The sequence below is a fragment of the Rothia dentocariosa ATCC 17931 genome (assembly GCF_000164695.2).
In the GTDB taxonomy this organism is placed as follows: Bacteria; Actinomycetota; Actinomycetes; order Actinomycetales; family Micrococcaceae; genus Rothia; species Rothia dentocariosa.
Genome location: NC_014643.1, coordinates 1,431,330 through 1,456,107, shown reverse-complemented (window position 1 = coordinate 1,456,107; position 24,778 = coordinate 1,431,330). Strand labels below are relative to the sequence as shown.

Here is a 24,778-nt window from a genome sequence, read left to right as displayed (position 1 = left end):
AGAAGGTTTCGCATGTATGGTCGTGCTGACGATCGCGCACAGGCGCCTTCACGTTCATCTTTGCCGCCGGGGTACGCCGAATTTCATCAGCAATTTGGCACGCTGATTACCGCCTTGGCTGCGCAGGGCTGGACTCCGAGCGAAACGCACCGGCGTATTCGTGTTCTTTTCCGCAAGTTAACCGGGAACATCTTGATTTTGCTTTAGATTCTGGCATGTGGGAGTTTGGTTCACACGGCGAGCAGACTCCCACCCATGTTTTGCTGGCGACCGCCGTCTGGTATGCGGTAGCAGAGGCTTACGGTTTGGCACCTGATGGTTCCTATGCCGCAACAACTCTGGATGCAACGGTCATGGCGGATATGCTGCGCTTATTGGAGAGCGCACGGGTTTCACCGCAGAATATCGCCCTGATTCTAGGGAAGGTGGGTGCTGGACTCAAGTACTTGGCGCTGCATCCATATACGCAGCTTGATGAGCTTACCTACCGCGATGTGTGCCAGCATCTTCCGGCTGAGTCTCAAGACGTGGCGCACGGTTCGTTTGTATGGCCGCCCTCCTGCGAGAGCATTCGTGATCAGCTGGGCGATGGCGGATGGTCAACCGCCATGCTGCGCACCGGTGTGTGTCCGCCCGATTATGCGGAGTACAACTGGCAGCTGAGCGGCACTTCGCTCACGGATATGGAGTTCCGCAACCAACTGGGCAGCTTCATGAGTTACTGTATTCGGTATGATCGGCAGCCGACGGTGCTTGCCTACGGAACCTGGTCTACCATGCGCAGTAATCTGGGCCGGGTGCCGTTTCTAGCGGCGGTGCGCGCGAAATATGGATCGTGGCATACCGCCTTGCAAGTGGGCCGCACAATGGTGACCGACGCCCTGCAGATGACGAAGAGTGAGGTCGCGCCGGTGCGGGTGCCGCCACATCCGCCCAGTATTTCGCCCGAGCAGCTTGCGGTGCAGGGTATTGGGGTTGTGAAGTCTGAGCAGACGGTTTCTGCCCGCGACCGTTGGGATGAGGTGACGAACTCACTCGGTCAGCGTTTGGCGAGTCTGCCTTGGAGCAGGCATCTGCGCACCTATTATGTGCTCACGGGTGCCGCGCATGCTAACGCAATGCCGCTTGTGTGTATCTACCGCTCCCCCGCCGGGTTCCTGTGCGAAATTGCGATGGAGGCTGAGGTTTTGCCCAAGTTCAGCACCGACTATCTGCGTTCGCGCGGGTGGGCGGCACCGACCCCCATGCAGCCTATGTGGAACCGGAATGTTTTTGACCCTCATGAGGCCGCGCAGGATGTAGTACAGGCGATGCGCTGGGGTATGGGCTGTTCCCGCTGGGACTACTACCGCACGGATGACCTGGTGCTGGATGCCGAGGATACCTCGGGCACCGAGGCCGGTTAATCCGGGGCGCGGATTCTTCCGTTTCTCCTCCCCTATCACGCTAAAAGGCTCTTGATGTGAAAAAGCGCTAGTAACGCCGCCCTATTCACATCAAGAGCCTTTTTATACCGGAAGTAATGCGGAACAGATAACCGCCAAAGTGTCCTTACTTATTATTCTTCGGTGCCTTCATATCCACCACCGGATGCGACTGCGTAATGCTGGTCTCCGGGATTTCGGGGTTGATGCTGTTCTTCACGAACCACCCGATAGTCAGCAGGATGAACCAGATGGGCATGAGCATCAGACCGGTGAGAGTGTCTTTATCGGTAGCAAGAATCCCGATGATGAAAGCAAAGAACGCAAGCACGATCCAGCATGCTACCACGCCGCCGGGCATGGGATAGGTGGTCTCCCGGTGCAGGTTGGGGCGCTTCGCGCGGTAACACAGGTAGCTGACGAGGATCATCGACCATACGAAGATCACAAGTACCGCCGCCATCGTGGTGACCAGCGTGAACGCCTCAATAATCGAGTCGCCAGCATAGAGCAGGGCGATGCTGGAGAGCAGCAGAATCGAGGTGAGGAACAGCGCATTGCGGGGCACACCGCTCCCGGAAAGGTTACCGAGGAACTTCGGGGCGTAACCTTCCTGCGAGAGACCGTACACCATGCGCGAAGTCGAGAAGATACCCGAGTTCGCCGATGATGTTGCCGAAGTCAGCACCACAACGTTCACGATATGCGCCGCAATGGCAATACCGGCGAGGGTAAACATGGTCACGAAGGGGCTCTTGGCCGGATTAATTTCACGCCAGGGGTTTACCATCAGAATAACGATCAGGGCACCCACATAGAAAATGAGAATACGAACCGGCACTGAGTTAATAGCCTTCGGCAGAGTCACCATGGGGTTCTGGGTTTCGGCGGCGGTAGTACCTACCAGCTCGGACCCCATAAAGGCGAAGACCGCGATCTGGAAGGCGCCTAAGAATCCGGTGGCACCGTTGGGGAAGAACCCACCGTCGTTCCACAGGTTGGCTACCTGAGCGTGAGCACCGCTGGGTGTCGTGAAGCTCGTAGCAACCATAATGGCACCCACGATAATGAGGGCGCAGATGGCAACAATCTTAATCATGGCGAACCAGAACTCGATCTCACCGAAGTTCTTCACCGAGGGCAGATTCAGCGCCAGCAGCGCAATAATCACGACGAGTGCTGGAACCGCCTTCGGTAAATCGGGCCACCACAGCTCGGTATAGCCCACGATTGCGATAATATCTGCGACCGCGGTGACCACCCACATGAACCAGTACGACCATCCAAGGAAAAACCCTGCGGGGCGCCCGATCAGGTCGGTAGCAAAGTCTGAGAATGACTTATATTTCAGGTTTGATAGAAGGATCTCACCCATCGCACGCAGCACCAAGAAGATAGCGGCGCCGATAACCATGTAGACCAAGAGGATAGATGGACCAGCTTTAGAAATTGCCTTACCGGAACCCATGAAAAGCCCGGTACCAATAGCACCGCCGATAGCAATGAGCTGGATGTGTCGGTTGCTCAGCCCGCGGTGCAGTTCTTCAGCATTATCTGTCGTGTCTGCCGCCGATGCGGCATTATCGTGAGGTTGCTGCATGACAGTTCCTCTTTCGTGGTTGGGTCCCGCAGCCGAGCGGGACAGCCCCGGCTTTCGGGGCGGCAAGTGCAGCACTCAGCCCGTAAGATACGGTGAGCTATCACAACTTTTGAATATATATTCTACATAACAGGGACGGTATTGTGTAATTATCTCCAGGAAGTGTGTCGCGTATCTATAGCATGCGTCACGAACAATAAAATCTTTATATCGAAATTCAAAAAATTTCGGAAGGAATCTGTGAAAAACCCTTGACAATAAGCCTTACTTTCGGAAAACACGGCGCACGTGAGGTACATCCCTTTACTGCCTAACTCGCCACATCTTCAAAAGAAAAATTCTCATCATATATGATTTCTATACAAATTTAAGAATATCTATACATATTGGGGTCTGTTCTGGTACATGCCGTATGCCATCGCCTCATAAGACACAGCGGGCGGGATACCGCACGTTTTCTCTACGTGCTGCATCCCGCCCGCTCATGAGGAAGAAATAAACTCGCTACTCAGATTCCACCCGTGCCGACTCCGCAAGAAGGCGCTTACGCGCGTGACGGCGCACCATAATCTCGTACCCAAGCTCAACCCCGATAAACCAGATAGGGCTGAGCGCCAGAGCCAACCCGGTTTCTGGCTGCAAACTCAGGGCGTAGATCATCAAAGCGAAGAACACTAAACCAACCCAGCTCATCGTGCGACCGAACGGCATCTTATACTGCGAGGCTTCATGCCGTTTAGGGAACTTCTTGCGGTATACCAGGTACGACACCAGAATCATCGACCACGTGAAAATACCCATAATTGAGGCCACCGAAGTCACGACAGTAAACGCTTCCAGAAGCTCACGCCCAAACGCCAGCATCACCAGACTGAAAAGCAGAAGAACCGTCGTTAGGTACAGGGCGTTCGTGGGCACGCCGTTCTTCGAGAGCTTCTTCAGGAAGGAAGGCGCATTCCCATCCTCCGCCAGCCCATACACCATGCGCGAGGTCGAAAAAATACCTGAGTTCGCCGAAGACGTTGCCGACGTCAGCACCACAAAGTTAATGAGCGAGGCGGCAATTGACACACCCGCCAGTGAGAACATCCCCACGAAAGGACTCATATTAAGGTCGAGTTTATCCCAGGGAGTCACCGCAAGAATCGCCGACAGCGGCAGCACATAGAACAGCACCATGCGGAAAGGCACAGCGTTAATCGCACGCGGCAGGGTACGTTCGGGGTTCTTCGTCTCTGCCACGGCGGTACCCACCAGCTCAGCGCCCACGAACGCGAACAACGCAATCTGGAACGAGCCCAAGAAACCCGTTAAACCGTGAATAAACACCCCGTTGCCCGAAGGTCCCGGACGATCCCACAGGTGCGTGATGGAGGCGACCGTTCCATCCGGGCTCGTAAACCCGAACACGACCATCACGGCACCCACGGCAATAAGCGCCAGAATCGACACGATCTTAACCATGGAGAACCAGAACTCGATCTCACCGAAGTTTTTCACCGACGGCAGGTTCAGTGCCAACAGCGCCCCGATTACGATAAGCGCGGGAATAAATGAGGGCAGCTCGGGGAACCAGTAATGCGTGTAATCCGTAATCGCCAGCACATCCGCAATACCCGTGGTCACCCAGAAGAACCAGTACGACCAGCCGACGAAAAAGCCCGCGCGAGTACCCAAAATATCAGATACGAAATCGGTAAATGACTTGTACTTAGGGTTCGACAGCAGAATCTCGCCCATCGCACGCAGCACAAAATAGATAATGATGCCAATAATCGCATAGACAAATACGATGGAAGGGCCCGTCAGCGAAATAGTCTTCGCCGATCCTAAAAATAACCCCGTACCAATTGCACCGCCGATAGCGATGAGCTGGATGTGCCTGTAACTTAATCCACGCTGCAGGCTCTCTTCACCCGTGGAACTCTCATTCTCGGTAACTGTATGCTTGGAAGGCCGCTGTGTCACTATTCCTCTTTTCTGTGTGTGCTCTGCCCTGCGGGCTACAACCTCAACAGGAAGCCCCGACCTTCGGGGCATCACGATGCAGTTCAGATTTTCGCACGAGCACGGCTCACGGAAAATCGCATCGTTACGCCATGACTACACAGAATTCTACCCGCAAAAGATGCATACCTCGCATAAACCTTGGCTAAGCCTATGCTATCTGGGGGTGGCGACACGCCGACGATGCTTCTCTCAGCCAGCACTCTCCCCCGCTAAAACGCTGAAAAATAATGCTTACCGCAAAAATTATGTTAAAACTTTACGATTAAATAAACTTTCCTGAGGTTTGCCGCTACAATTGCAATGCCCGATGTGGAAATACCGCATCACTCATCTCATCACAAAACATCAGGAGGACACTCACTCATGGGTAAACTATCAAATGCTGCACTGCGTCTCACCGCTGGCGCGCTTGTGCTCGATGCGGGAGTCAAGAAACTCGGCGCCGACGAAGGTACCTACGCATATCTGCAGCAGATGGCGGCATCCGGTGTGCCCGCCGTCGCCAAGCTCGACCCCAAAACCTTCGGTAAACTTATTTCCTACTCGGAAACCGTGCTCGGCGCCACCCTGCTGACCCCCTTTATTCCTGCCCGCCTCGCGGGTGCAGGGCTGACAGCCTTCGGCGCGAACCTCATGACCATGTACTTCCGCAACCCCGACATGCACGATGGCGCATTCCGCCCCACCCAGGATGGGCAGCAGCTCGCCAACAACATCGTGATTCTCGGCGCGGGTCTGGCGTTGCTGTTCTCCGACAAGAAGAAGTAGCCTGCACGGCGACTTCGCGGTCGCAAAGACCAAACGGGGGCAGTTTCTTCAGTACAATGAAAAACTGCTCCCGAAATTTTTAACTCCCCAGAATTTTTAACAGTGCCTCTCTCCGCGCGCCGCTACGTTATCCTGATAGGTATGTCATCTCAAGAGCAGAACGCGCAGACCACCGCATCAGCCAACGCCGATGCACCCCAGACGCCCGAGAAGAAAACGGTACCGCCCGAGTTCTTCCGCCAGCCCTACTCCTTCGTGCGCCGCGGCGACCGCCTGACCTCGCGCCGCCAAAAAGCGTGGGACACGTACTCCCAAACCCATGTGCTCGACATACCCCGGCTGCGGGCAGATACCTCTGTAGCCCCCGAAGCCGCCTTCGACCCGGTCACAATCTACGGGCGCGAAGCCTACCAGGTGGTCGAAATCGGTTCCGGGCTGGGTGAAGCAATCGTGCACCGCGCCTGTGAAATGCCCGAGGCAAACTTCCTTGCCGTTGAGGTCTATACCCCCGGCATTGCGGATCTGCTGCTCAAGATGGGGCAGGCCGGGGTTGAGAATGTGCGCGTCGCTCAGGCTAACGCCCCCGAACTGCTCGATAACATGCTGGAAGAAAATTCGGTTGATGAGCTCTGGGTTTTCTTCCCCGACCCTTGGCACAAGTCACGCCACCACAAACGCCGCCTGGTCTCCCCCGCTTTTGCCGACAAGGTTGCGCGCGTGCTCAAACCCGGCGGAATCTGGCGCCTTGCTACCGACTGGGAAGAATACGCTCACGTGATGCGCGATGTCATGGAGGCACACCCCGACTTCGAGAATCTGCATGCCGGTGAAGGCGCTACCGAGGACGACCCCGTGGGTGGTTGGGCGCCGCGCTGGGAGGGGCGTATCCTGACCAGCTTTGAGAGGAAGGCTCGCGAGGCGGGCCGCCGTGCCCACGACCTGACCTATAGGCGTAAATAAGTTATCTGCTAGGGAAGGGGGTAACGATACCTTCCGGCGACGCCATCGAATAAAGCTAGGGAGATAAAGCAAGAACCGCTTGCCTAGCAAACGGTTCCAGATGCTCTTTCAGCATCTTGGCTGATGAGCTATATCAACCGTACCACACTGGCTGTCCGCCCCTATTTCTGCCGGTACAGCACTACCGCCGAGGAGCGTTTGCGCGGTGCCGGGCGCTGCCCCCGCTGGATGTTCACCACATCCCCGCGGGTGCTGGCCGCGAACACTCGTTCCGCCAGCCCCAACTTGGCGTGCGCATCCTCAAGCTGAGCCTGCAGGCGGGCAATATGATCCCGGTGTTCCTCAACCATCTCTTCAAGCTCAATAATCCGGCGGATTCCCTCAAGCGAAACGCCTTCCTGCGAGAGCTGCTGAATACGCTGAAGTAAATCCACATCGCGCTGCGAATAGCGCCTGGCCTTACCCGGCGCACGCGAAGGCTGCACCAACCCCAGGCGATCGTATTGGCGGAGTGTCTGCGGGTGCATCCCCGCCAGCTCCGCCGCTACCGAAATCACAAAAACCGGCCGGTCGGCGCTGTAGGCAGATGCCGACGACTGCTTGTTATGGGCACTCATAAGCTACCTAACTTTCTTCAAAAGGTCCTCACGGGGGTTCTCCTGCGGTGCCAGAGCAATGAATTTCTCGAAGGCTTCCTTCGCCTCATCGCTTAGGTTCTGCGGCAGGTGTACCTCGGGGATCACCAGCAGGTCGCCAGTGCCCGACTTGGTTGTGAACCCGCGTCCTTTCGCACGCAGTTTACGGCCCACGCTGCCGGGGGTCAGCCGCAGTTTGACGGTTTTACCGCCGGGTACGGGTACTTCCAGCACGCCACCGTTGACTGCCTCATCCAGGGTGACGGGGGCGCGCAGCACCAGGTTGTTTCCCTCGCGGCTGTAGTGCGGGTCATCTGAAACGCGCACGGTCACCATCAGATCGCCGCCGGTGCCGGGGCGTCCCTTACCACGCACACGCACTTTCTGCCCGTCCTTCACACCCGCCGGGATGCGCGCCTCAGTACTCGTACCGTCCGGCAGGAACACGGTCGCCTTGGTGCCCGTGTACGACTGCGGCAGGGTAATACGTGTGCTGGTGGAAAGGTTGTTGTCCTGCGGGGTATGCTGGCGCCCGCCGCCGAAACCTTGAGCGCCCCCGAACCCGGTGGCATCACCAAAGTCGGCGCTCGTGAACCCGGCGGTACGGCGTGAACCACCCGCGCCGCCAGCGCCACCACCGAAGAGTCCGCCGAGCAGATCCTCAATGTTGATACCTTCGGCGCCGCCGCTGGTTGTGAAGTGCACGTTTTGGCCGTTAAATCCGCCGAAACCACCGGCACCGCCAAATCCGCCAGCGCCGCCTCCGAAGCCGCCGTTAGCGAACCCTGCGGCACCGTATTTACGAATCTGGTCGTATTCTTCGCGCTGCTTCTTATCCGAAAGCACATCGTAGGCTTCGGAGACTTCCTTGAATTTCTTCTCCGCTGTCTCGTTCCCGGGGTTTAGGTCGGGGTGGTACTTGCGTGAGAGCTTGCGGTAAGCCTTTTTAATATCAGATTCAGAGGCGTCTTCTTTCACGCCGAGCGTTTTGTAAAAGTCTTCTGACAACCAGTTTTCGCTTGCCATGTGTTCTCCTTTCCCGTCGTCCGGGGTTCTTGTAACTGCCCCTAAGAGGGCGCAACCTTAGTTTTTAATCCTATATAAAGTTTAGTCTACTAGACTCAATTTTGGAAGAGAAATCCCAGAAAATCCGCGGAAATATACGGCAAACGGGCGGGCTCTCAATTCCTCAAGAACCCGCCCGTTATGTGCTCTACGGAGCGTTTACTCGGCGACAGCCACCGCAACCTGGGCGGTGCGCACCACGCGCTCTTTCACGCGGTACCCGTATCGCAGAACCATCGAAATATGGTCCGGTTCTACCTCGCCGGTTGGCTGCTGCATAACCGCTTCGTGAATATTCGGGTCGAAGGGCTCGCCCACCTCACCGAAGCGTTCCACGCCCTGCTTGCCAAGAGTTTCCTCAAGCTTGGTGGCGATCGCAGCGAAAGGACCTTCCTGTAGGTCGCCGTGCTTGCGTGCGGCGTCAATATCGTCGAGCACCGGCAGAAGCAGGCTCACAATATCGCTCGCCACGAACTCCCGAAGCTGCTCCTTCTCGCGGGCGGCACGGTTCTTGAAGTTCGTGAACTCCGCCTGCAGGCGAAGCAGGCTGTCCAGGCGTTCTGCCGCGAGTTTCGCATCCTCTGAGGGTGCTTCCTCACTCGGCTCGGGGGTTTCCCCCGCCGCAGCATCGGCTACGGCAGGGGCTTCCTCAGCCTCGGGGTGACCCTCGGCGGCGGGGGCGTTGAATGCCTCCTCCAGTGGGTCGCCCGCAGTGTTCTCGTGTTCAGCCATGATTACTTCTTCTCGTCTTCGTCCTCGTCGATAACTTCGGCGTCTACCACATCTTCGTCATCTTCCTTGGAGGAAGAAGCGGAGTCTGCGTTAGCCTCTGCCTGCGCGGAAGCGTACAGAGCCTCGCCCAGCTTGGTCTGGGATGCCTGCAGCTTCTCAAGAGCGGACTTCACGGCATCGTCATCATCGCCTTCAAGAGCCTTCTTGAGCTCGTCGACATCGCCCTGAACCTCAGTCTTGACGTCTTCGGGCAGCTTCTCGCCGTTCTCCTTCAGCAACTTATCGACGGAGTATGCCACGGACTCTGCCGCGTTGCGGGTGTCGGCTGCCTCGCGGCGTGCCTTATCCTGCTCTGCGTGAGCCTCAGCATCCTTGACCATGCGGTCAATGTCTTCCTTCGAGAGGGAGGTACCGCCGGTGATGGTCATGGACTGCTCAGCACCGGTGCCTTTGTCCTTTGCGGAGACGTGCACAATGCCGTTGGCGTCAATATCGAAGGTGACCTCAATCTGGGGTACGCCACGCGGTGCGGGGGCGATACCGGTCAGCTCGAAGGTACCCAGGTTCTTGTTGTCGCGGGTGAATTCGCGCTCACCCTGGAACACCTGAATCGACACAGAAGGCTGGTTGTCTTCAGCGGTCGTGAAGGTCTCAGAACGCTTGGTCGGGATAGCGGTGTTGCGCTCGATCAGCTTGGTCATCACGCCACCCTTAGTTTCGATACCGAGGGACAGCGGGGTCACGTCGATCAGCAGAACGTCCTTGCGGTCGCCCTTGAGCACGCCTGCCTGCAGGGCTGCACCCATTGCCACAACCTCATCGGGGTTAACACCCTTGTTGGGCTCACGACCGGTGAGTTCCTTCACCAGGTTAGCCACGGCGGGCATACGGGTGGAACCACCCACGAGCACGACCTCGGAAATATCCGAAACCTTGATGCCTGCTTCCTTAATAACGTCTTGGAAGGGCTTCTTGGTGCGTTCGAGCAGGTCGCTGGTGAGGTCCTCAAACTTTGCGCGAGAGAGCTTCTCGTCCAGGTGAATCGGGCCTTCGGGGGTTACCGAGAGGTACTGCAGCGAAATGTTGGTGCTGGATGCGCTGGAGAGCTCCTTCTTAGCCTGCTCAGCTGCCTCCTGCAGACGCTGCAGAGCGATCTTGTCTTTGGAGAGGTCTGCGCCGGTCTTGGACTTGACCTGCTCAAGCAGCCAGTTCACAATGCGCTGATCCCAGTCGTCGCCACCCAGACGGTTGTCGCCGCTGGTTGCGCGCACCTGAATGGTGGAGAAGCCATCTTCATCCTTGCCAACTTCAAGCAGGGAGACGTCGAAGGTACCGCCGCCAAGGTCGAAGACCAGAATCAGTTCGTCTTCTTTACCCTTGTCCAGACCGTAAGCCAGTGCAGCTGCGGTCGGCTCGTTCACGATACGCAGAACGTTCAGACCCGCGATTTCGCCAGCTTCCTTGGTGGCCTGGCGCTCAGCGTCGTTGAAGTATGCGGGAACGGTGATAACCGCATCGGTCACCTTGTCATTCAGGTATGCTTCAGCATCGTTCTTGAGCTTCTGCAGAATACGTGCAGAAATTTCCTGCGGGGTGTATTTCTTGCCGTCAATTTCAGTCGTCCAGTCGGTGCCCATGTGGCGCTTGACGGACGAGATGGTGCGATCAACGTTAGTAACCGCCTGGCGCTTTGCTACGCTGCCCACCAGAACGTCGCCATCCTTGGAGAATGCGACCACGGAGGGGGTGGTGCGGGCGCCTTCAGCGTTAGGGATAACTTCAGGTTCGCCACCTTCAAGGGTGGATACGACCGAGTTAGTGGTGCCGAGGTCAATACCAACTGCACGTGCCATGTTTTGTACTCCTTAGTGTTATGCCCCGCTTCTTGGCGAGGCGGGTTCCTTGGTTAAATCTTCGGGGCGTAAGGGGTTTTAGACCGAGCGCATGCACGGTGAAGATGTGCTGGGATGCTGCCCGGTGAGTGCCCCCTTGAGCCTCATGTACTCAAGTTTTACACATGTTTGGGTGGATGTCAACAGACTTGAGTGAAAAAGACTCAACTTTTTGAAGTGAGTGGGAGTTATGGTGCGGTGGCAAGGGGCGATGTGTTGGCGATTTTGGTGCGGAAATAGGCGGAAATTAGGGGTTATTTGGGCGATAACTTGCCTGGATGCGGGTTTTTTATCTCTACGCAGCGAAATATATGAGGTTAACAACGGAAAATCCGACGCATACGGTCACCCTCGCCCTATGATGGAAGGTGAACATTTACTTCAGACCATCGGAAGAGTTGATTATAGTGACCATCCAACTTTTACCTGCTTCTATCCTGGGAGCTATTACGGTAATTGCTGTTCTTTGCCTGATATTTAGATGGTTTGGGCTCAAAAAAGTAAGATCGTTCTACATTTGGGTTAGTGTACTTGCTGTTCTTGGTGGAGCTTGGGCTTTCCTCTTCCCATTAGCCATTAATACTGATTTCAGTAAGAACGGTGACGGTGCAGCGCTGCGTCGGATATTTCTCTGTACAACCGGTGGGTTCTTAGGCCTTATTGTCTTAGGTGAATATCACCGCAAGAATAGTCTCGAAAAGGCCAAGAACGATCAAGACCGTGCACGACAGGAAACTAAAGATGCAGAGAAATATAGATATAAAAAATCCAGGTTTTTATGGGGCGTTTTCACGCTTATTGAAATCACTATTTTATCCTTTTGGATACTTATTCCTAGTTACTCGGCCAACGCCTCAACTTTACTAGATTTTTGGAAAATATTAGATAATCTATACAGAACCGATAACATTATTTATCTCTCGTTTTTTACAATTATTACGCTTACCCCACCTATAGTCGCAAATTCCATCCCTGGATTATTCTCATCTCCACACAACAAAAATGCATATTACCACTGTGCAACCTGGTTTATAGCCCTTCTCGTGGCAAGCTGGGCATTACGTCCAATAAGCTTTATTGACCATTTAAAAAATAACAGTGAAAATTATTGGAGAGATTTAAAAAATATATTTTCCTTTAACAATTCTCCTAATTTTCCTTTGTTTATACTAACATTAGTCATAATATTAGTTCTTAGGCTTTTATTCCTGTATTCATCTCGTGAATTAGATTATCTAAAATTAACTTTCTGGAAATTTGGGAGATTGTTATTTTGGCTACTTTTTATCTATATTGAAGTTCAAATTTTATGGCCGGTAAATATTCTTGGTTATTCTGCTGATATCGGAATAGGTCTTGGACAAGGGATAGAGAATCTATACAAACCAGAGAATAGTTCTAGTCTTATCTTAGCTCTAGCTATACTAGTTATTGCAGGTACCCTAATATTATGGTTCCCTAAGCTCCTTATCCTGCCAACCCTAGGCTCTCCAAAAGAGCACCATTACTTTCTCTTCCGAATTCTAACCGCCGGAATTATGGGAGGTATCCTCGCCATTCTTCTTCCTGTGGCAGTTAAAAGTACAACTTCAGGAGTGGGCGGACTCAGGAACTCGATTTTATTAGCAACTGGTGGACTTCTGGCAATTATCACTCTTGGTGAAACCCGCCGCAAGAACGACCAAGACCACGAGCATCAGGTTCACGCTGAACGACGCAGCCGGTATACCAAAGCTATTGAACAGCTTGCTGACAACAAAACATCTGTACGCCTTGGCGGTATTTATACACTCGTCAAACTGATAGACGAGTGGTTAGTAGACGATAAGACTACCCCCAATATAGAAGATCGCCGTAGTGAAGGTCAGGCTATCATTAATAACCTATGTACCTATATTCGATCACCTTTTCCTCTCGCAGAACGCGCAAAACAGCTAGATAATCCCTATACAAAAGATTTACATAAAGATTTTGGTGGAGATAAAGAAAAGTTCAACACAGATAGGCAGGCTTTTATACAAAGCAAAGCGGCACTAAACGAAGAACGTCAAATCCGTGAAAATATTATTAAAGAGGTATGTGACCGCCTCAGAAACTCTAGAAAACCAGGGACATGGTCATTATTTAATTATGATTTCTCAGATAGCATATTCTTTTATCCTACCATCTTTAATTATAGTTACTTCGGTGGGTTCTCAGACTTCTCCGGAGCAATTTTCAATGAAGAAGCCGATTTTACTGAGGTTACCTTCAACGAAGATTCTTACTTTGTTAATACAACATTTAATAAAAATGTCAATTTAAAAAATACATATTTTATTAGGGATGTATATTTTAATTCGGCAATATTTAACAGAAATAGTTGTTTTGAAGTGGCAAATTTTAGGGGGAATACGGATTTTAGTGACACAATCTTTATATGCAAGCCAAATTTTCAAAATTCAGTATTTTATTACCGTCAAAATTTTTACCCATATAATACTAATTCTCACTGCTTCAATGTAGATAATACAAGTCTTTACAAAATAAAAACAGATAAAAAACCATGTGGAAATATAAAACTTACAATACCCGATAATGCGATCCTCTGTGATCCTCTTAATATCGACAATTAGAAATATTTCGGAGGGAAATCATGATAGAAAAACCAAGAGAACACGAAGAAACCAACGCCACTAATCCTATTGGTAAAACTGAGAAATTTGTTAGTAAGCATTTTGTACGATTATTAGTTTGGCTCGCAGTTAGTGGTGGTGCTCTGGCAATTTTTGGACCTTGGTTACTCTACGTTACAGGTTTAACTGGTGAAACCGACGCGAATCTTCGCCTTCATATCCTCTATGTCACCGGTGGCACTATTGCTGTTCTGGGGCTCGTGGAAACACACCGTAAAAACACAACAGACAGAATAAAAGCGGACGCCGATATTCAGAACTATCAGGCATCACAAAGTCACCAGGCAAAGATGCTCGACGAACAAGCTCGTCAATTTACCGAAAACATTGCAAAAGAACGCGAAAAAATCGAGGCTGATAAAGCCAAAAGTGAGCAGGATTATATACGACAGGTACATGCCGAACGGCGTAGTCGATACGCAACAGCGATTGAACAGCTTTCCAACGATAAAGCTTCTATCCGCCTTGGCGGTGTCTATACTCTCGTAGGGTTAGTTGATGAATGGCTAGCAGATGAAAAGACCATCCCCGATATTGAGGAACGTCGCAAAGAAGGTCAAGTCATTATTAACAACCTGTGCGCCTATATCCGCTCACCTTTCCTTCTTACAGAACGCGCTGAGCAACTAGATAAACCCTACGCAAAAGACCTACAAAAAGATTTTGGCGGAGATAAAGAAAAGTTCGATGCCAATAAAATAGCTTTTTCCCGAGATAAAGCTGCATTAGAAGAAGAACGTCAGATACGACAAAGCATCATCAAAGAAATACGCGAACGACTACAAGGAATCGGCACACAAGATCCTTGGTCAAAATTTGACTACGATTTCTCAAACGCCCATTTCTTCTATCCTATTGATTTTACCTACAGTTATTTTGGTGCTTCATTACAATTCTCTGGGGCAACTTTCTCCGGGTACGCCGAGTTCTGCGGAACAAATTTCGCCCAGATTGCTAACTTCTCCAAGGCGAATTTCACCCGGGATACTGATTTCTCCAAGGCGAATTTCACCGGGGTTGGTTTCTCCAGGGCGACCTTCGCCGAACGCGCCAACTTTACTGAGGCCACCTTCACTCAGGGTGCTGACTTCACCGAGGCGAATTTCACCGGGGTTGGTTTCTCCAGGGCGACCTTCGCCGAACGCGCCAACTTTACTGAGGCCACCTTCACTCAGGGTGCTGACTTCACCGAGGCGAAATTCACCAGGAATGCTATCTTTCTTGGGGCTACCTTTACTCAAAGCGCTGACTTCCCCAAAACATTCTATAACTTTCCCAAAACGCCCTTTGACTTCTCCGAGGTTAAATTCATCCAACACGCTATCTTCGTCGGGGCTACCTTTACTCAAGGCGCTAACTTCTCCAACGCGATCTTCACCGGGAACGCTGATTTCACCGAGGCAGACTTTAACTTCTCCGAGGTTAAATTCATCCAACACGCTATCTTCGTCGGGGCTACCTTTACTCAAGGCGCTAACTTCTCCAACGCGATCTTCACCGGGAACGCTGATTTCACCGGGGCAGAATTTGACTTCTCCGGGGCGACCTTTGATTTCTCTGGAGCTACCTTCATCCAGGGCGCTGATTTCTCCGAGGCGCAATTCATCGGGAACACTGACTTCTCCAAGGCTAGTTTCACCGTGAATAATGATGACTTATGCGGAACCGTGTACACTGAGCTCTCCATGGCGACCTTTGATTTCTCTGAATCCATCTTTGATGGGTACGTTTTCTTCTCCTGTGCGACCTTCGCTGAGCGCGTTGACTTCACTGAGGCCATTTTCACCCGGGGCGCCAGCTTCTCCGGAACCACCTTCCATGGCGATCCAATATTCGCATTTACTTTCCTAGCAGATGATTGCGACTATGAAACCTATGAGGCGAAGTTCTCCTGCAGGGTTAATCCAACAGACTACAATTTCGAGGCTGACCCAGAAAGTCCTTATAAAATCGAAACCGAAGAACAAGAGCATAACGGCATTAAGTTCATTATTCCTAAAGACACAGAACTCTTCGACCCTGACGATCCTTCTAACTAAGAGGATCTTGCCGACGAGTAAAACTACCTTGAATAATGCAGATTAAGTCGTATCACCTATCCCCAAGGAGCACACAATACGCCCCAAGCTGCGTTATTCGCGGGGCTATGGAGATAGGATACAATCGCTATGCTGCTGGGCACGTATTACATAGGCTATGAAGGCATCAGGAAGAGTGCCCTCACCTGGCAGGGGCTACGCTGGGGGCTCGCGCAGGGGTACATCAGCCGCGCAGATATTCTGCGGTATGCCTCCGACCGGCTGAAGGAAGACTCCAGCGACCTGGAATACGAGCTCTACCAGTGCAAACCCGACCACACTTACCGGGTTGATGGTATTCTGGCCGAACTCGCGCGGCACGAAGGCCCCCCTGAACTCACCAACCCCGACCCCGGAAGCACCGACCCCCGCCACGCGCTCTGGCTGTACCTGCTGCTCAAACATGTGTATGAGCACCGCAAGAACTTTGACGACCCGCTGGGCGAGGTAGAAATTCTTCACGCCGATTTTGGCTACCCCGAGGACGTGACCCCATTCGTGCGATACATGCCCCCGACCGACTATGACCCTTCAACGTACACTCACCAAGAGAACATCGACAGACTCTATGCTCTGTGGGAGGCGTACTTGCGCGAGGCTAAAACCCGCTTTGAGGGGTAACAGCCAAAACTTGCCTGCCTATCTGGAAGAGTTTTTGCATTCAGAAGCGGTAAGCTCTTCTGAATGCAAAAACTCTTCTGAATAGAAACGACTCTTCGGCAGGCAGCCCTAATACCGCTGCCTTTCCGGTGCCGCTGGCATACACTTAAAACCATGTACCGCATCATGACTGTCTGCACCGGAAATATTTGCCGCTCCCCCGTGGGCGAGTACCTGATTCGTGAGCACGCGCGCCAGGCGGGGCTTGAGGTTGAGGTCGCCTCCTCCGCCATCACGGACTACGAGATCGGCAACCCCATCGACACCCGCGCCGGGCGCATACTCACCGCGCGCGGCATCGACCCCAGCGGGCACCGCGCATCCAGATTCGTTGCCGAAGACTTCGACCGCTACGACCTGATTCTGGCGATGGACACCCCGCACTACCTGCACCTCAAACAGCTTGCGCGCACCGAAGACGACAAAGCCAAAATCCGTATGATGCGCTCCTTCGACCCCGCAATGGCGGGCAAAAACCTGGACGAGCTGGGCATCTACGACCCCTGGTATGGGCAGATGCGCGACTTCGAGTACACGACCGAGCTTATCGACACTGCGGCGCGGGCGCTGATCGCCGAGCTAAGCGCGACCCCGCAGGAAAACTAGCGCATGGGTGTATGGAGCATAGGTTTCGGCAACAGCTACGAAACCAACGACGTTGCGGAAATCTTAGAATTCTGCCTAAAAACATACCGCGAACTCACCCTGCCGCTCACCGACGAAGACAGAATGCCACTCGATACCAACGCCCTCAACGACGCCGCATTACCGATGATCATCGGTATCGACGGGCGCAGCGGAAGCGGTAAAACCAGGCTCTCCGAGCTCCTAGAGCAGTCCTTATCTGCCGAAGGAATTGGTGTGCGCGTGCTCAACCTCGACTCCATCTACCCCGGCTGGGGTGGGCTGGAAGAAGGCACCAAAACCTGGCGGAAAATCTCGCGGAACTTGCGCAAAGGCAAGCCCGCCAGCTACCGGGAATGGGACTGGCACGCGGATGCGCCCGGCCCCGAACGCACGATAGACCCCGCCCAGGAGACCGTCATCATTTGTGAGGGCGTGGGGGCGATCGCCGGTACCTGCGATGTTCGCATCGTGGTGAAGGCACCCGACGAACTGCGCTACAGGCGGGCAATAGACCGCGACGGTGAGACCTACCGCCCGCACTGGGAACGCTGGGCGGCGCAGGAAGAAGCCCTCTTCGCCACCTACTCCGCCACGTATGCGCAGGCGGACATCATCTACCGCACGGCGTAGTAGCCCTCTACCCTGCCGTTTGCTGTACCCGTGTTTACCCTCCCCCGATATAAAGAACCTTGTTCGTGAATGAAGAGTTATAAATCCCGCTTTACTCGCAATCAAGGCTCGTTTTATGTGCCCAGCGGCGGCAAAAAAGTTTAGCACCCACGCCACTTACGCCGGATGCGCGCATCCGCTAGACTAGAAAAGTTGCGTTTCCAGCCGGGTGTATTCGGCGCCGTTACGCGTTCATAAACCTAGAAAGCACTCTACCCGTGTCTTCGTCACAGACTACCTCTCAGCAGGGTCATGAGCACCCTGATCACGTTAAAGTTTCCTTCGGCATTCCTGCCCCCGTTATCGTCACCCTTGCCGCGCTGACCGCTATCGCTCCGCTGGGTATCGACATGTACCTGGCCTCGCTGCCTACGGTTGCCCGCGAGCTCAACACCACCGATGCCGCCGCATCTATGACCCTCAGCGCCTTCATGATAGGCATGGCGCTCGGGCAGCTTATAATCGGCCCGCTCTCCGACAAAACCGGGCGCCGCACCCCGCTGCTGATCGGCTCAGCCGTGTGCTTCGCCGCCACGGCACTATGCGCCTTCTCCCCCACCATTGAGGTGTTCATCGCGGCACGTTTTCTGATGGGCTTCAGCGGCTCAGTTGGCGCGGTGCTGGCCCGCTCCATCGTCGCCGACACCACGAAGGGGCTGACCACCGCCAAGCTCATGGGCATCATGATGATGATTAACGGGTTCGCCCCCGTGCTGGCGCCGCTCTTCGGCGGGTGGGTGCTCTCATGGGGTACGTGGCGTTCAGTGTTTAACGTGCTGACTGTTATTACCGGTGCCCTTATGCTCGCCGTCATCTTTATTCTGCGTGAAACCCTGCCCGCCGAAAAACGCTACCAAGGCACCGCGCTGAGCGTGTACTCCGAGATTCCGAAAGTGTTCAGGATCCGCCGGTACATGGGGTTCTCACTGACCATGTGCTTCGCGTTCGGGGCGCTCTTCTCGTACATTTCGGGCTCAACCTTTGTGCTGCAGAAAATCCTGGGGCTTGACGCCGGGCAGTACACTCTCGCGTTCGGCGTGAACTCCCTGGGCATTGTGGCCATGAGCTCGCTGGCGACCGCCCTGGTGGGGAAGGTCGCCCAGCGCACCATCGTGAATGTTGGTGTGAGCGCTCTGCTGGTTGTTTCGGTGCTGCTCACCGGTTCGTTCCTCATCGGGATTTCGCTGTGGCCCACCCTGGTTCTGCTGTTCTGCCTCACCTGCTCGGTGGGCCTGATCTTCGGTAACGCCTCGGCCCTGGCACTGAACGAGGCACGCCACATGGCGGGCAGCGCATCCGCCGTCATGGGCACTATTCAGGCGCTTCTGGGCGGGGTTGCAGCCCCTCTGGTGTCCCTCGGCGGTGAGGGCGCCTACCTGCCGATGGCGTTCTCAATTCTGGGGTTTGCGGTACTGACCGGGATCACACTCTTTTCAACCCCGCGCAAAGACTCCGACTACGCGGCAGACGGCGGCGCGGGCGGGCACTAGCCCTCTCCTTACATTGCACGTGTTAACACGCTGATGCGTGAGAAGCGGGTTTTGCCGAGAAGATGAGAAAATATCACCTTTTCGAGCGAAAATCCGCTTCTCCTCGTAATCACCCTAGCTGCTGGTATCCTGATAAATCCTAAGATTTTAAGGAGGCTGACCGTGAGCACTAACGAAAACCTCACAAGTGCAGAGATCATCAAACGGTTCAACCACTTCTACGACTGCTGGCTGGATTCGATCACCATAACCTATGCAAAGGGAACAGCTGTTCGTCTGCGATTCTGCGCGGTGGACCGGAACCATGTAGACGGCGGCTGGGAGAAGGCCGCTACCGACGACGTCTGGCGGTACGTCACCGTAACCCTGGAAGATATTTCGGACTACCGGGTGCAAGGCCCGTTCATCAGCATATGCAGCGGAGTTCATGTTCTCGAACGGGACGGCAAAATCGGGCTCGACATCGAGGGGGACAACGACAACCCCGAAACCTTCGAGGACATCGCCGAGGCAGACATATACTTTATCGCCGAAAGCGCCACCTGGGAGCTGGGCCCGCTCGGCGTGCACTGCTGTGAGGGCACGTGAGCCACTACACTGGAAACATGACTAGTTCCGTAATGCTCCTAAATTCAGAGAACCCGCAAGGCGTTTTCGTAGACCCCACCCAACCGCTTATCGGCGTGGAAGACCAAGGATTTACCCGTGGCGACGGCGTTTTTGAGACCATGCTCGCCGTCGATCGGCGTGTGCGAAAACTTGATATGCATCTCGCCCGACTCGAATCTTCGGCGCGTATGCTCGACCTGCCCGAACCCGACCTACGCCAGCTTCGGGATGCGCTGGCAAACCTTCTCGCCCAGGCCGTACCCGGCGCTCACACGGAACTTGGCGAAGAGCATATTGTCAAAATCATTATCTCGCGCGGGCTGCCACGTGCCTCTGCGGGAATGCCCGCCGGACCATACACCCTGCTCATCGCATCCCCGGTACCCGAAACTACCGTGAATCAGCGGCAGAACGGCGTGAAGGCCATGCTGTTGCCACGCGGGCACGACCCCGCCGACAACACCGCATACCCGTGGCTGTTGGCGGGCGCGAAAACCCTCTCATATGCGGTCAATATGGCGGTTTTGCGGTATGTGCACAGCCGGGGTGCGGATGACGCGATTTTTATGACCGACAACCGCCGCATTCTGGAGGGGGCAACCTCGTCGGTGTTGATGGCGCGTATCGAAAACGGTGTAAAGACGCTGTACACCCCCGAACCGAACCACGGAATCCTGCCCGGTACCACGCAGGGCGCTATTTTTGAGGCGGCGCGGCGCGACGGCTGGGAACTGGGTTACGGTCCGCTATACCCGCAGGATCTTTTCGAGTCAGATGGGGTTTGGCTCGCCTCCTCGGTGCGTCTGCTCGCCCCCGTCACGCATCTGAACGGTACGGCGTTAGCGCACGATGCGCAGCTCACGCACCGGTTCTTGGAATACCTGGCACAGGGCTAAGGTACAGGGTTAACAGCGCAAGGCTGATACTTGCGCCGCGCCTTTACCCCGGTTTTCAGACCCGAGTACCTGGCGGCAGCTTCGGTGCGGCTACTGCCACAAGAAACGCAAGGTTCCTAGTCCCAGCGAAACCCCGTAAGCGCACGCAACGATCACGGCGGCGGCAACCGCAACATACGCATCACGCCGGGAATAGGCGGGCACGCGTGCCCAGGAGCGTTTGCCGGTGCCGAAACCGCGCGCCTCCATTGTGACCGCAAGGCGCGAACCACGGCGAATTGCCTGTACCATGAGCGCGAAGGCCTGCCCGGCACCGGTTTTGATGCGCCCGAGCGGGCCCTGACCCGCGCCCAGCCCACGTGCACGCCGTGCCTGCCCCAGCGTATTCCACTCCCCAAATAGGATGCCGACAAGGCGTAACGCCGCCAACGCGGCAAGCACGAAACGGGCGGGCAGGCGGAAAGTTTGGGCAAGCGAATCACCCAGGTCGGTTGGGTCTGTTGAGAGTACAAACGCGAAGGTCGGCAGAATCATCGCCAGGGAACGAATCATCATCGAAAACGCCGCCGCGAGCGACCCTTCCGTGATGGTATTCAGCCCAAAATCGAGCAGGACGGCACCGGTTTTATTGACCAGAATCGCCACACTCCAGCCGGTGCTCAGCACCGCGATCAGGATAGGCCAGCTGCGCGCCAGCAGGTTTACCGGCCGAAACCCGACCGCAATAAACCCCAGCAGCTCCAGCCCAAAGATGATAGCTGCAGTTACCGGGTCTTGAATGAGGATTGCCGCAAGAACCAGCACGCCCGCAACCACTAATTTGACGCCCGCGTTAAGCCCGCCAAACCAGCTGTTGCGCTCGGCACTCGGCCCGAAAAAATCGGTATTCATGCGCTACTTCCCTTCCTGAAGACTCCGGTCTGCGGGCTCATGCGGCAAGCTTTCAAGCGTGATGCTCCGCCCGCCCAAAGCCGCCGTAAATTCGAGATCGTGAGTCACCGAGATCACCGCAACCCCCTCAGCAAGAAGCCCACGAATCAGGCGCACCAGTTCGCCCCAGGTGCTCGCATCCTGTCCGAAAGTCGGTTCGTCAAGAATCAGCACGCGCGGCGCCGTCGCCAAAGCGGATGCAACCGACAGCCGGCGTTTTTGCCCGCCCGAAAGCGTGAACGGGTTGGCATCTAAAAGCCCTTCTAAACGCAAGCGTTCGGCGAGGGATGCGGTGGCGACGGCGAGCGCATCATCATCAATTTTTTCGCGGCGCAGGGCGGCGAGGCGGCGTGGCCCGAGTTCGAGTTCTTCGCGCACGCTGCCGCGCACGAATTGGTATTCGGGTTCTTGGAAAACGTAGCCGATGCGCCCCAGCAGCTGGGCGGGACTCCAGGAGGGAATATCCCAGCTGGCGGCTGTTTTCTCGCGGGTGAGGGAGCTTTCTGCCGTTGGGTTTTGGTCGAACTCGCGCAGTGCTTCGTGCGCGTGCAGGGTTCCGTTGGGGGCGTAGAGGAGCCCGGCGAGAGTGAGTGCGAGGGTTGATTTTCCGGCGCCGTTGGGGCCGAGAATGCTCAGGTGCTCGCCTTCTCGAATGCTCAGGTTAATGCCCCCGCGCAGGGCGGGAATATCCAGGGGTACGGATGCGGGTTCCGGCATGGTTTTGAGCTGTCGCCGGCGTGCCCGTAACTGTTTTTTGCTCGGAAATTCCCGCGTAATCGCAAGGTTTTCGGCGCTTAGGAGTATGCGCCCGCTCGGTGCCGCAGCGGCGGCGGGTTCGGGAACATACCCGGGCACCCACACACCGTTGGCGATGAGGGTTTCGCGGGCTTGGGCGAGCACGGTTTCGGGCGCGCCGTCGTGGGTGATGCCTCCATCGGCACCGAGCACGATAACGCGGTCCATATGCTGCGCCCACACGCCCACCCGGTGTTCGACGACGATCAGGGTGGCACCGGTTGCCGTGACCGCCTGCACCACGGCATCGCGCACCTGTTGAACGCCCTCGGGGTCGAGGTTCGCGGTGGGTTCGTCAAGCAGAATGGCGCGCGGGTGCATCGCCAGGATTCCGGCGAGCCCCAGGCGTTGTTTCTGCCCTCCCGAAAGCGCATTCGTGGGATGCTCATGCGGCAGGTAGTCGAGCCCGACGGCGGCGAGCGCATCATCAACGCGCGCCCAGATTTCTTCGCGTGCGACCGCGAGGTTTTCGGGGCCGAAGGCTACGTCATCGCCCACGCGGGCGAGTACGACCGATGATTCTGGGTCTTGCTGCATGAGCCCGATGAGTCCGCGTGCGTCTTCGGGGTCTACGCCGTCGATGCGCGCGCTGCCGCTTTGGCTCTGCCCGTCGTGATCGTGCAGCACCCCGGCGATAGCGTGCAGGAGCGTTGATTTTCCTGCGCCGGAGGGCCCCAGCAGCAGTACTTTCTGCCCGGGTTCGATGCGCAGGTTCACGTTCGAGAACGCTGGTTTTTCGCGCCCGGGGTGGTGCCAACCGAAGTTGTGAAGGTCGATTGCGGCACCGCGGGCGGGCGCATCGGGGGCGGTACTGTGGGGTTCGGTCATGGTTGCACCCTGGGTTGCGGATGGTTCAGGATGTTCCGTGTTTGAGGGTTTGAGCGTTGAGATAGGCTGTGACATACGCCGCCTGCCCGTTATCCGCGTGCGGTACGTGCCTGCACGCCGGAGGCTAGCGAGGCGAGTACCCCGGTTTTAGCGAGCGCTTTCGTGAGTCCCCAGGAGAGTACCCCGGCGAGCACAATTCCTGAGACGACCGCGCATACCACGTAGATGACGGCTTTGAAGATTTCCATGTCTGGGTAGTAGATGATGATTTCGTTGACGCCCATGAAGAGCCCGCTCAGTGCGCCCGCGAAGGCTGCTGTGCTGAGGTTCCAGACGCGGTACCCGAGTACGGCGAAGGCGATCTCGGCGCCAATTCCCTGGAAGAATCCGGCGATGAGGATTGATTGGCTCCAGGCGCCTCCGGTGAGGAATACGGAGATGACGGCGGCGACGATTTCGCAGTAGAGCGCGGCGCCGGGTTTGCGGATAAGGTACCCGCCGAGCACACCGGCGAGCAGCCACATACCGGCGACGATGGGTCGGTATTCGGGAACCGCCGCGAAGAGCGTTTTAGTGGCGGGGTCTACGGCAATATCCCAGATCCAGAAGATTACCGCGCAGGCGGCGGCGACCACAGAGACGATGACGATTTCATTGACCCGCCAGCTGAGGCGAGATTTTTGAGACATATTTTCCTCCCATGATTGGAAGGGGAACATCCACACCCGTTGCGGGTGGGGTGTTGAGAAAACATATTTCGACTCCCTACGCCGGTACTAACCGGATCAGGTTCGAGGGTCTGCGTTGCACTCTCAGCGCCCGTCTGCGGCGCTCCCCTGTCGTGTTGCTTCGAGAGCTCGAAGCCTATAAACGTTTACATTCTATGCTGTATGAGTCGTTTTCTGTGAGTTCGTTGAGTTTTTGAATCGGTTTATGACAAGAACGTGTGGCAGGTCGGTAATATGATTCCTTGATTTGCCGCTGGTATACGCCTTTCAGACCCGCAATACTGTGCTTTTTCTCACGTTCTAGAGTTTTTACCCCGATTTTTCGTGTATGCGCGCGTTAAAACAGGTCATGTTCTCTGCATCTGAGCCGCAAAGCCGATAGGCTAGGGATAGTCACTTCTGATTTTTGAGGAGAAGATATGAACCCCGTAGCAAAGATTGCTATCACCGGTGCCAATATGGCCGCCGCCGCCCTGACAAGCAAAGGTCTTGGCGCAGCGTGGAAACGTGTGACCGGTAACGAACCTCCTACCATCGGCCCCGAATCCGAAGACACTCTGCGCAATGTTATTGTGTGGACCGTCATCACCTCCGTGGTGGGTGCTCTGGTAAGCGTCGGTATTGCCCGCGCACAGCGCCGTTTCTTCTCATAATTTCACGGTGTATTTTGGGTGGATGCGCCGCCCCCGCAGCCTTCACGCTGCAGC

General features: G+C 55.2%; 22 protein-coding genes and 1 riboswitch. Of the genes, 13 read left to right on the top strand and 9 right to left on the bottom strand.

Translation table 11 applies throughout. The features are described 5' to 3' along the window. Positions 1-12 precede the first annotated feature (12 nt). Positions 13-207, top strand: coding sequence for a hypothetical protein (locus HMPREF0733_RS06330; RefSeq protein WP_013398538.1), 195 nt, complete (start codon positions 13-15; stop codon positions 205-207). Between the two features lie 8 nt (positions 208-215). Then, the gene (locus tag HMPREF0733_RS06325; RefSeq protein ID WP_013398537.1) at positions 216-1,406 is read left to right on the top strand and encodes a TY-Chap domain-containing protein; all 1,191 of its coding nucleotides are present in this window, start codon (positions 216-218) and stop codon (positions 1,404-1,406) included. A gap of 145 nt (positions 1,407-1,551) precedes the next feature. Here the strand turns inward: HMPREF0733_RS06325 and HMPREF0733_RS06320 are convergent, their stop codons facing one another. Both HMPREF0733_RS06320 and HMPREF0733_RS06315 read right to left on the bottom strand, forming a co-directional pair. Next, positions 1,552-3,024: an amino acid permease gene (locus HMPREF0733_RS06320; RefSeq protein ID WP_004006024.1), complete on the bottom strand. Its 1,473-nt coding sequence runs from the start codon at positions 3,022-3,024 to the stop codon at positions 1,552-1,554. Positions 3,025-3,528: 504 nt separating this feature from the next. Beyond that, the gene (locus HMPREF0733_RS06315; protein WP_041321692.1) at positions 3,529-4,992 is read right to left on the bottom strand and encodes an amino acid permease; all 1,464 of its coding nucleotides are present in this window, start codon (positions 4,990-4,992) and stop codon (positions 3,529-3,531) included. Positions 4,993-5,397: 405 nt separating this feature from the next. Here HMPREF0733_RS06315 and HMPREF0733_RS06310 point away from each other — a divergent pair, with 405 nt between their 5' ends. Both HMPREF0733_RS06310 and trmB read left to right on the top strand, forming a co-directional pair. Further along, positions 5,398-5,802, top strand: a complete 405-nt coding sequence (locus HMPREF0733_RS06310; RefSeq protein ID WP_013398535.1) for a hypothetical protein — start codon at positions 5,398-5,400, stop codon at positions 5,800-5,802. Between the two features lie 141 nt (positions 5,803-5,943). Continuing rightward, positions 5,944-6,762: a tRNA (guanosine(46)-N7)-methyltransferase TrmB gene (gene trmB / locus HMPREF0733_RS06305; protein WP_049775460.1), complete on the top strand. Its 819-nt coding sequence runs from the start codon at positions 5,944-5,946 to the stop codon at positions 6,760-6,762. Positions 6,763-6,923: 161 nt separating this feature from the next. Here trmB and HMPREF0733_RS06300 read toward each other — a convergent pair whose 3' ends face one another. From HMPREF0733_RS06300 to dnaK, 4 genes are all read right to left on the bottom strand, one after another. After that, entirely contained in the window at positions 6,924-7,379 is a 456-nt protein-coding gene (locus tag HMPREF0733_RS06300) for a heat shock protein transcriptional repressor HspR (protein WP_004006020.1), read from the bottom strand. A 3-nt stretch (positions 7,380-7,382) separates the two neighbouring features. Then, a complete protein-coding gene (locus HMPREF0733_RS06295; RefSeq protein WP_013398533.1) occupies positions 7,383-8,423 on the bottom strand; it encodes a DnaJ domain-containing protein in 1,041 nt (346 codons plus the stop codon). Between the two features lie 198 nt (positions 8,424-8,621). Next, positions 8,622-9,194: a nucleotide exchange factor GrpE gene (locus tag HMPREF0733_RS06290; protein WP_013398532.1), complete on the bottom strand. Its 573-nt coding sequence runs from the start codon at positions 9,192-9,194 to the stop codon at positions 8,622-8,624. A gap of 2 nt (positions 9,195-9,196) precedes the next feature. Next, positions 9,197-11,047, bottom strand: a complete 1,851-nt coding sequence (gene dnaK, locus HMPREF0733_RS06285) for a molecular chaperone DnaK (RefSeq protein ID WP_004006017.1) — start codon at positions 11,045-11,047, stop codon at positions 9,197-9,199. A 446-nt stretch (positions 11,048-11,493) separates the two neighbouring features. Between dnaK and HMPREF0733_RS11425 the strand changes: the two genes are divergently transcribed. The 8 genes from HMPREF0733_RS11425 to HMPREF0733_RS06245 all read left to right on the top strand — a co-directional run bounded on the left by HMPREF0733_RS11425 (position 11,494) and on the right by HMPREF0733_RS06245 (position 20,790). Next, a complete protein-coding gene (locus HMPREF0733_RS11425; RefSeq protein WP_244864660.1) occupies positions 11,494-13,701 on the top strand; it encodes a pentapeptide repeat-containing protein in 2,208 nt (735 codons plus the stop codon). Positions 13,702-13,721: 20 nt separating this feature from the next. Then, positions 13,722-15,800, top strand: a complete 2,079-nt coding sequence (locus HMPREF0733_RS10750) for a pentapeptide repeat-containing protein (RefSeq protein WP_013398530.1) — start codon at positions 13,722-13,724, stop codon at positions 15,798-15,800. Between the two features lie 129 nt (positions 15,801-15,929). After that, on the top strand, positions 15,930-16,460 hold the full coding sequence (locus tag HMPREF0733_RS06270) for a DUF2247 family protein (RefSeq protein ID WP_013398529.1): 531 nt from the start codon (positions 15,930-15,932) through the stop codon (positions 16,458-16,460). Positions 16,461-16,625: 165 nt separating this feature from the next. Further along, positions 16,626-17,105 (top strand): low molecular weight protein-tyrosine-phosphatase, encoded by a 480-nt coding sequence (locus HMPREF0733_RS06265; protein WP_238382403.1) that lies wholly within the window; start codon positions 16,626-16,628, stop codon positions 17,103-17,105. A 3-nt stretch (positions 17,106-17,108) separates the two neighbouring features. Then, positions 17,109-17,756 (top strand): nucleoside/nucleotide kinase family protein, encoded by a 648-nt coding sequence (locus tag HMPREF0733_RS06260; protein ID WP_013398527.1) that lies wholly within the window; start codon positions 17,109-17,111, stop codon positions 17,754-17,756. 257 nt (positions 17,757-18,013) lie between these two features. Next, positions 18,014-19,285, top strand: a complete 1,272-nt coding sequence (locus tag HMPREF0733_RS06255) for a multidrug effflux MFS transporter (protein WP_013398526.1) — start codon at positions 18,014-18,016, stop codon at positions 19,283-19,285. Between the two features lie 162 nt (positions 19,286-19,447). Further along, the gene (locus tag HMPREF0733_RS06250) at positions 19,448-19,873 is read left to right on the top strand and encodes a hypothetical protein (protein WP_013398525.1); all 426 of its coding nucleotides are present in this window, start codon (positions 19,448-19,450) and stop codon (positions 19,871-19,873) included. A 17-nt stretch (positions 19,874-19,890) separates the two neighbouring features. After that, on the top strand, positions 19,891-20,790 hold the full coding sequence (locus tag HMPREF0733_RS06245; RefSeq protein WP_041321690.1) for an aminotransferase class IV: 900 nt from the start codon (positions 19,891-19,893) through the stop codon (positions 20,788-20,790). A gap of 90 nt (positions 20,791-20,880) precedes the next feature. Here the strand turns inward: HMPREF0733_RS06245 and HMPREF0733_RS06240 are convergent, their stop codons facing one another. From HMPREF0733_RS06240 to HMPREF0733_RS06230, 3 genes are all read right to left on the bottom strand, one after another. Beyond that, entirely contained in the window at positions 20,881-21,681 is an 801-nt protein-coding gene (locus tag HMPREF0733_RS06240) for an energy-coupling factor transporter transmembrane component T family protein (protein WP_013398523.1), read from the bottom strand. 3 nt (positions 21,682-21,684) lie between these two features. Beyond that, positions 21,685-23,343 carry an ABC transporter ATP-binding protein gene (locus HMPREF0733_RS06235; RefSeq protein ID WP_013398522.1) on the bottom strand — a complete coding sequence of 553 codons (1,659 nt, stop codon included), beginning with the start codon at positions 23,341-23,343 and terminating at the stop codon, positions 21,685-21,687. An 89-nt stretch (positions 23,344-23,432) separates the two neighbouring features. Next, a complete protein-coding gene (locus tag HMPREF0733_RS06230) occupies positions 23,433-24,032 on the bottom strand; it encodes an ECF transporter S component (RefSeq protein WP_041321689.1) in 600 nt (199 codons plus the stop codon). A 56-nt stretch (positions 24,033-24,088) separates the two neighbouring features. Further along, a riboswitch (TPP riboswitch) is annotated at positions 24,089-24,191 on the bottom strand. A 299-nt stretch (positions 24,192-24,490) separates the two neighbouring features. Between HMPREF0733_RS06230 and HMPREF0733_RS06225 the strand changes: the two genes are divergently transcribed. Further along, on the top strand, positions 24,491-24,724 hold the full coding sequence (locus HMPREF0733_RS06225) for a DUF4235 domain-containing protein (RefSeq protein WP_004006001.1): 234 nt from the start codon (positions 24,491-24,493) through the stop codon (positions 24,722-24,724). Positions 24,725-24,778: the final 54 nt, after the last annotated feature.

What these genes read in the sequence shown, in the direction of transcription:
- HMPREF0733_RS06295 (WP_013398533.1), bottom strand. Translation starts at nt 8,423, where the DNA reads ATGGCAAGCGAAAACTGGTTGTCAGAAGACTTTTACAAAACGCTCGGC.
- HMPREF0733_RS06225 (WP_004006001.1), top strand. Translation starts at nt 24,491, where the DNA reads ATGAACCCCGTAGCAAAGATTGCTATCACCGGTGCCAATATGGCCGCC.
- HMPREF0733_RS06235 (WP_013398522.1), bottom strand. Translation starts at nt 23,343, where the DNA reads ATGACCGAACCCCACAGTACCGCCCCCGATGCGCCCGCCCGCGGTGCC.
- trmB (WP_049775460.1), top strand. Translation starts at nt 5,944, where the DNA reads ATGTCATCTCAAGAGCAGAACGCGCAGACCACCGCATCAGCCAACGCC.
- HMPREF0733_RS06310 (WP_013398535.1), top strand. Translation starts at nt 5,398, where the DNA reads ATGGGTAAACTATCAAATGCTGCACTGCGTCTCACCGCTGGCGCGCTT.
- HMPREF0733_RS06300 (WP_004006020.1), bottom strand. Translation starts at nt 7,379, where the DNA reads ATGAGTGCCCATAACAAGCAGTCGTCGGCATCTGCCTACAGCGCCGAC.
- HMPREF0733_RS06270 (WP_013398529.1), top strand. Translation starts at nt 15,930, where the DNA reads ATGCTGCTGGGCACGTATTACATAGGCTATGAAGGCATCAGGAAGAGT.
- HMPREF0733_RS06260 (WP_013398527.1), top strand. Translation starts at nt 17,109, where the DNA reads ATGGGTGTATGGAGCATAGGTTTCGGCAACAGCTACGAAACCAACGAC.
- HMPREF0733_RS06290 (WP_013398532.1), bottom strand. Translation starts at nt 9,194, where the DNA reads ATGGCTGAACACGAGAACACTGCGGGCGACCCACTGGAGGAGGCATTC.
- HMPREF0733_RS06265 (WP_238382403.1), top strand. Translation starts at nt 16,626, where the DNA reads ATGACTGTCTGCACCGGAAATATTTGCCGCTCCCCCGTGGGCGAGTAC.
- dnaK (WP_004006017.1), bottom strand. Translation starts at nt 11,047, where the DNA reads ATGGCACGTGCAGTTGGTATTGACCTCGGCACCACTAACTCGGTCGTA.
- HMPREF0733_RS06330 (WP_013398538.1), top strand. Translation starts at nt 13, where the DNA reads ATGTATGGTCGTGCTGACGATCGCGCACAGGCGCCTTCACGTTCATCT.
- HMPREF0733_RS06320 (WP_004006024.1), bottom strand. Translation starts at nt 3,024, where the DNA reads ATGCAGCAACCTCACGATAATGCCGCATCGGCGGCAGACACGACAGAT.
- HMPREF0733_RS06230 (WP_041321689.1), bottom strand. Translation starts at nt 24,032, where the DNA reads ATGTCTCAAAAATCTCGCCTCAGCTGGCGGGTCAATGAAATCGTCATC.
- HMPREF0733_RS06245 (WP_041321690.1), top strand. Translation starts at nt 19,891, where the DNA reads ATGACTAGTTCCGTAATGCTCCTAAATTCAGAGAACCCGCAAGGCGTT.
- HMPREF0733_RS06325 (WP_013398537.1), top strand. Translation starts at nt 216, where the DNA reads ATGTGGGAGTTTGGTTCACACGGCGAGCAGACTCCCACCCATGTTTTG.
- HMPREF0733_RS06240 (WP_013398523.1), bottom strand. Translation starts at nt 21,681, where the DNA reads ATGAATACCGATTTTTTCGGGCCGAGTGCCGAGCGCAACAGCTGGTTT.
- HMPREF0733_RS10750 (WP_013398530.1), top strand. Translation starts at nt 13,722, where the DNA reads ATGATAGAAAAACCAAGAGAACACGAAGAAACCAACGCCACTAATCCT.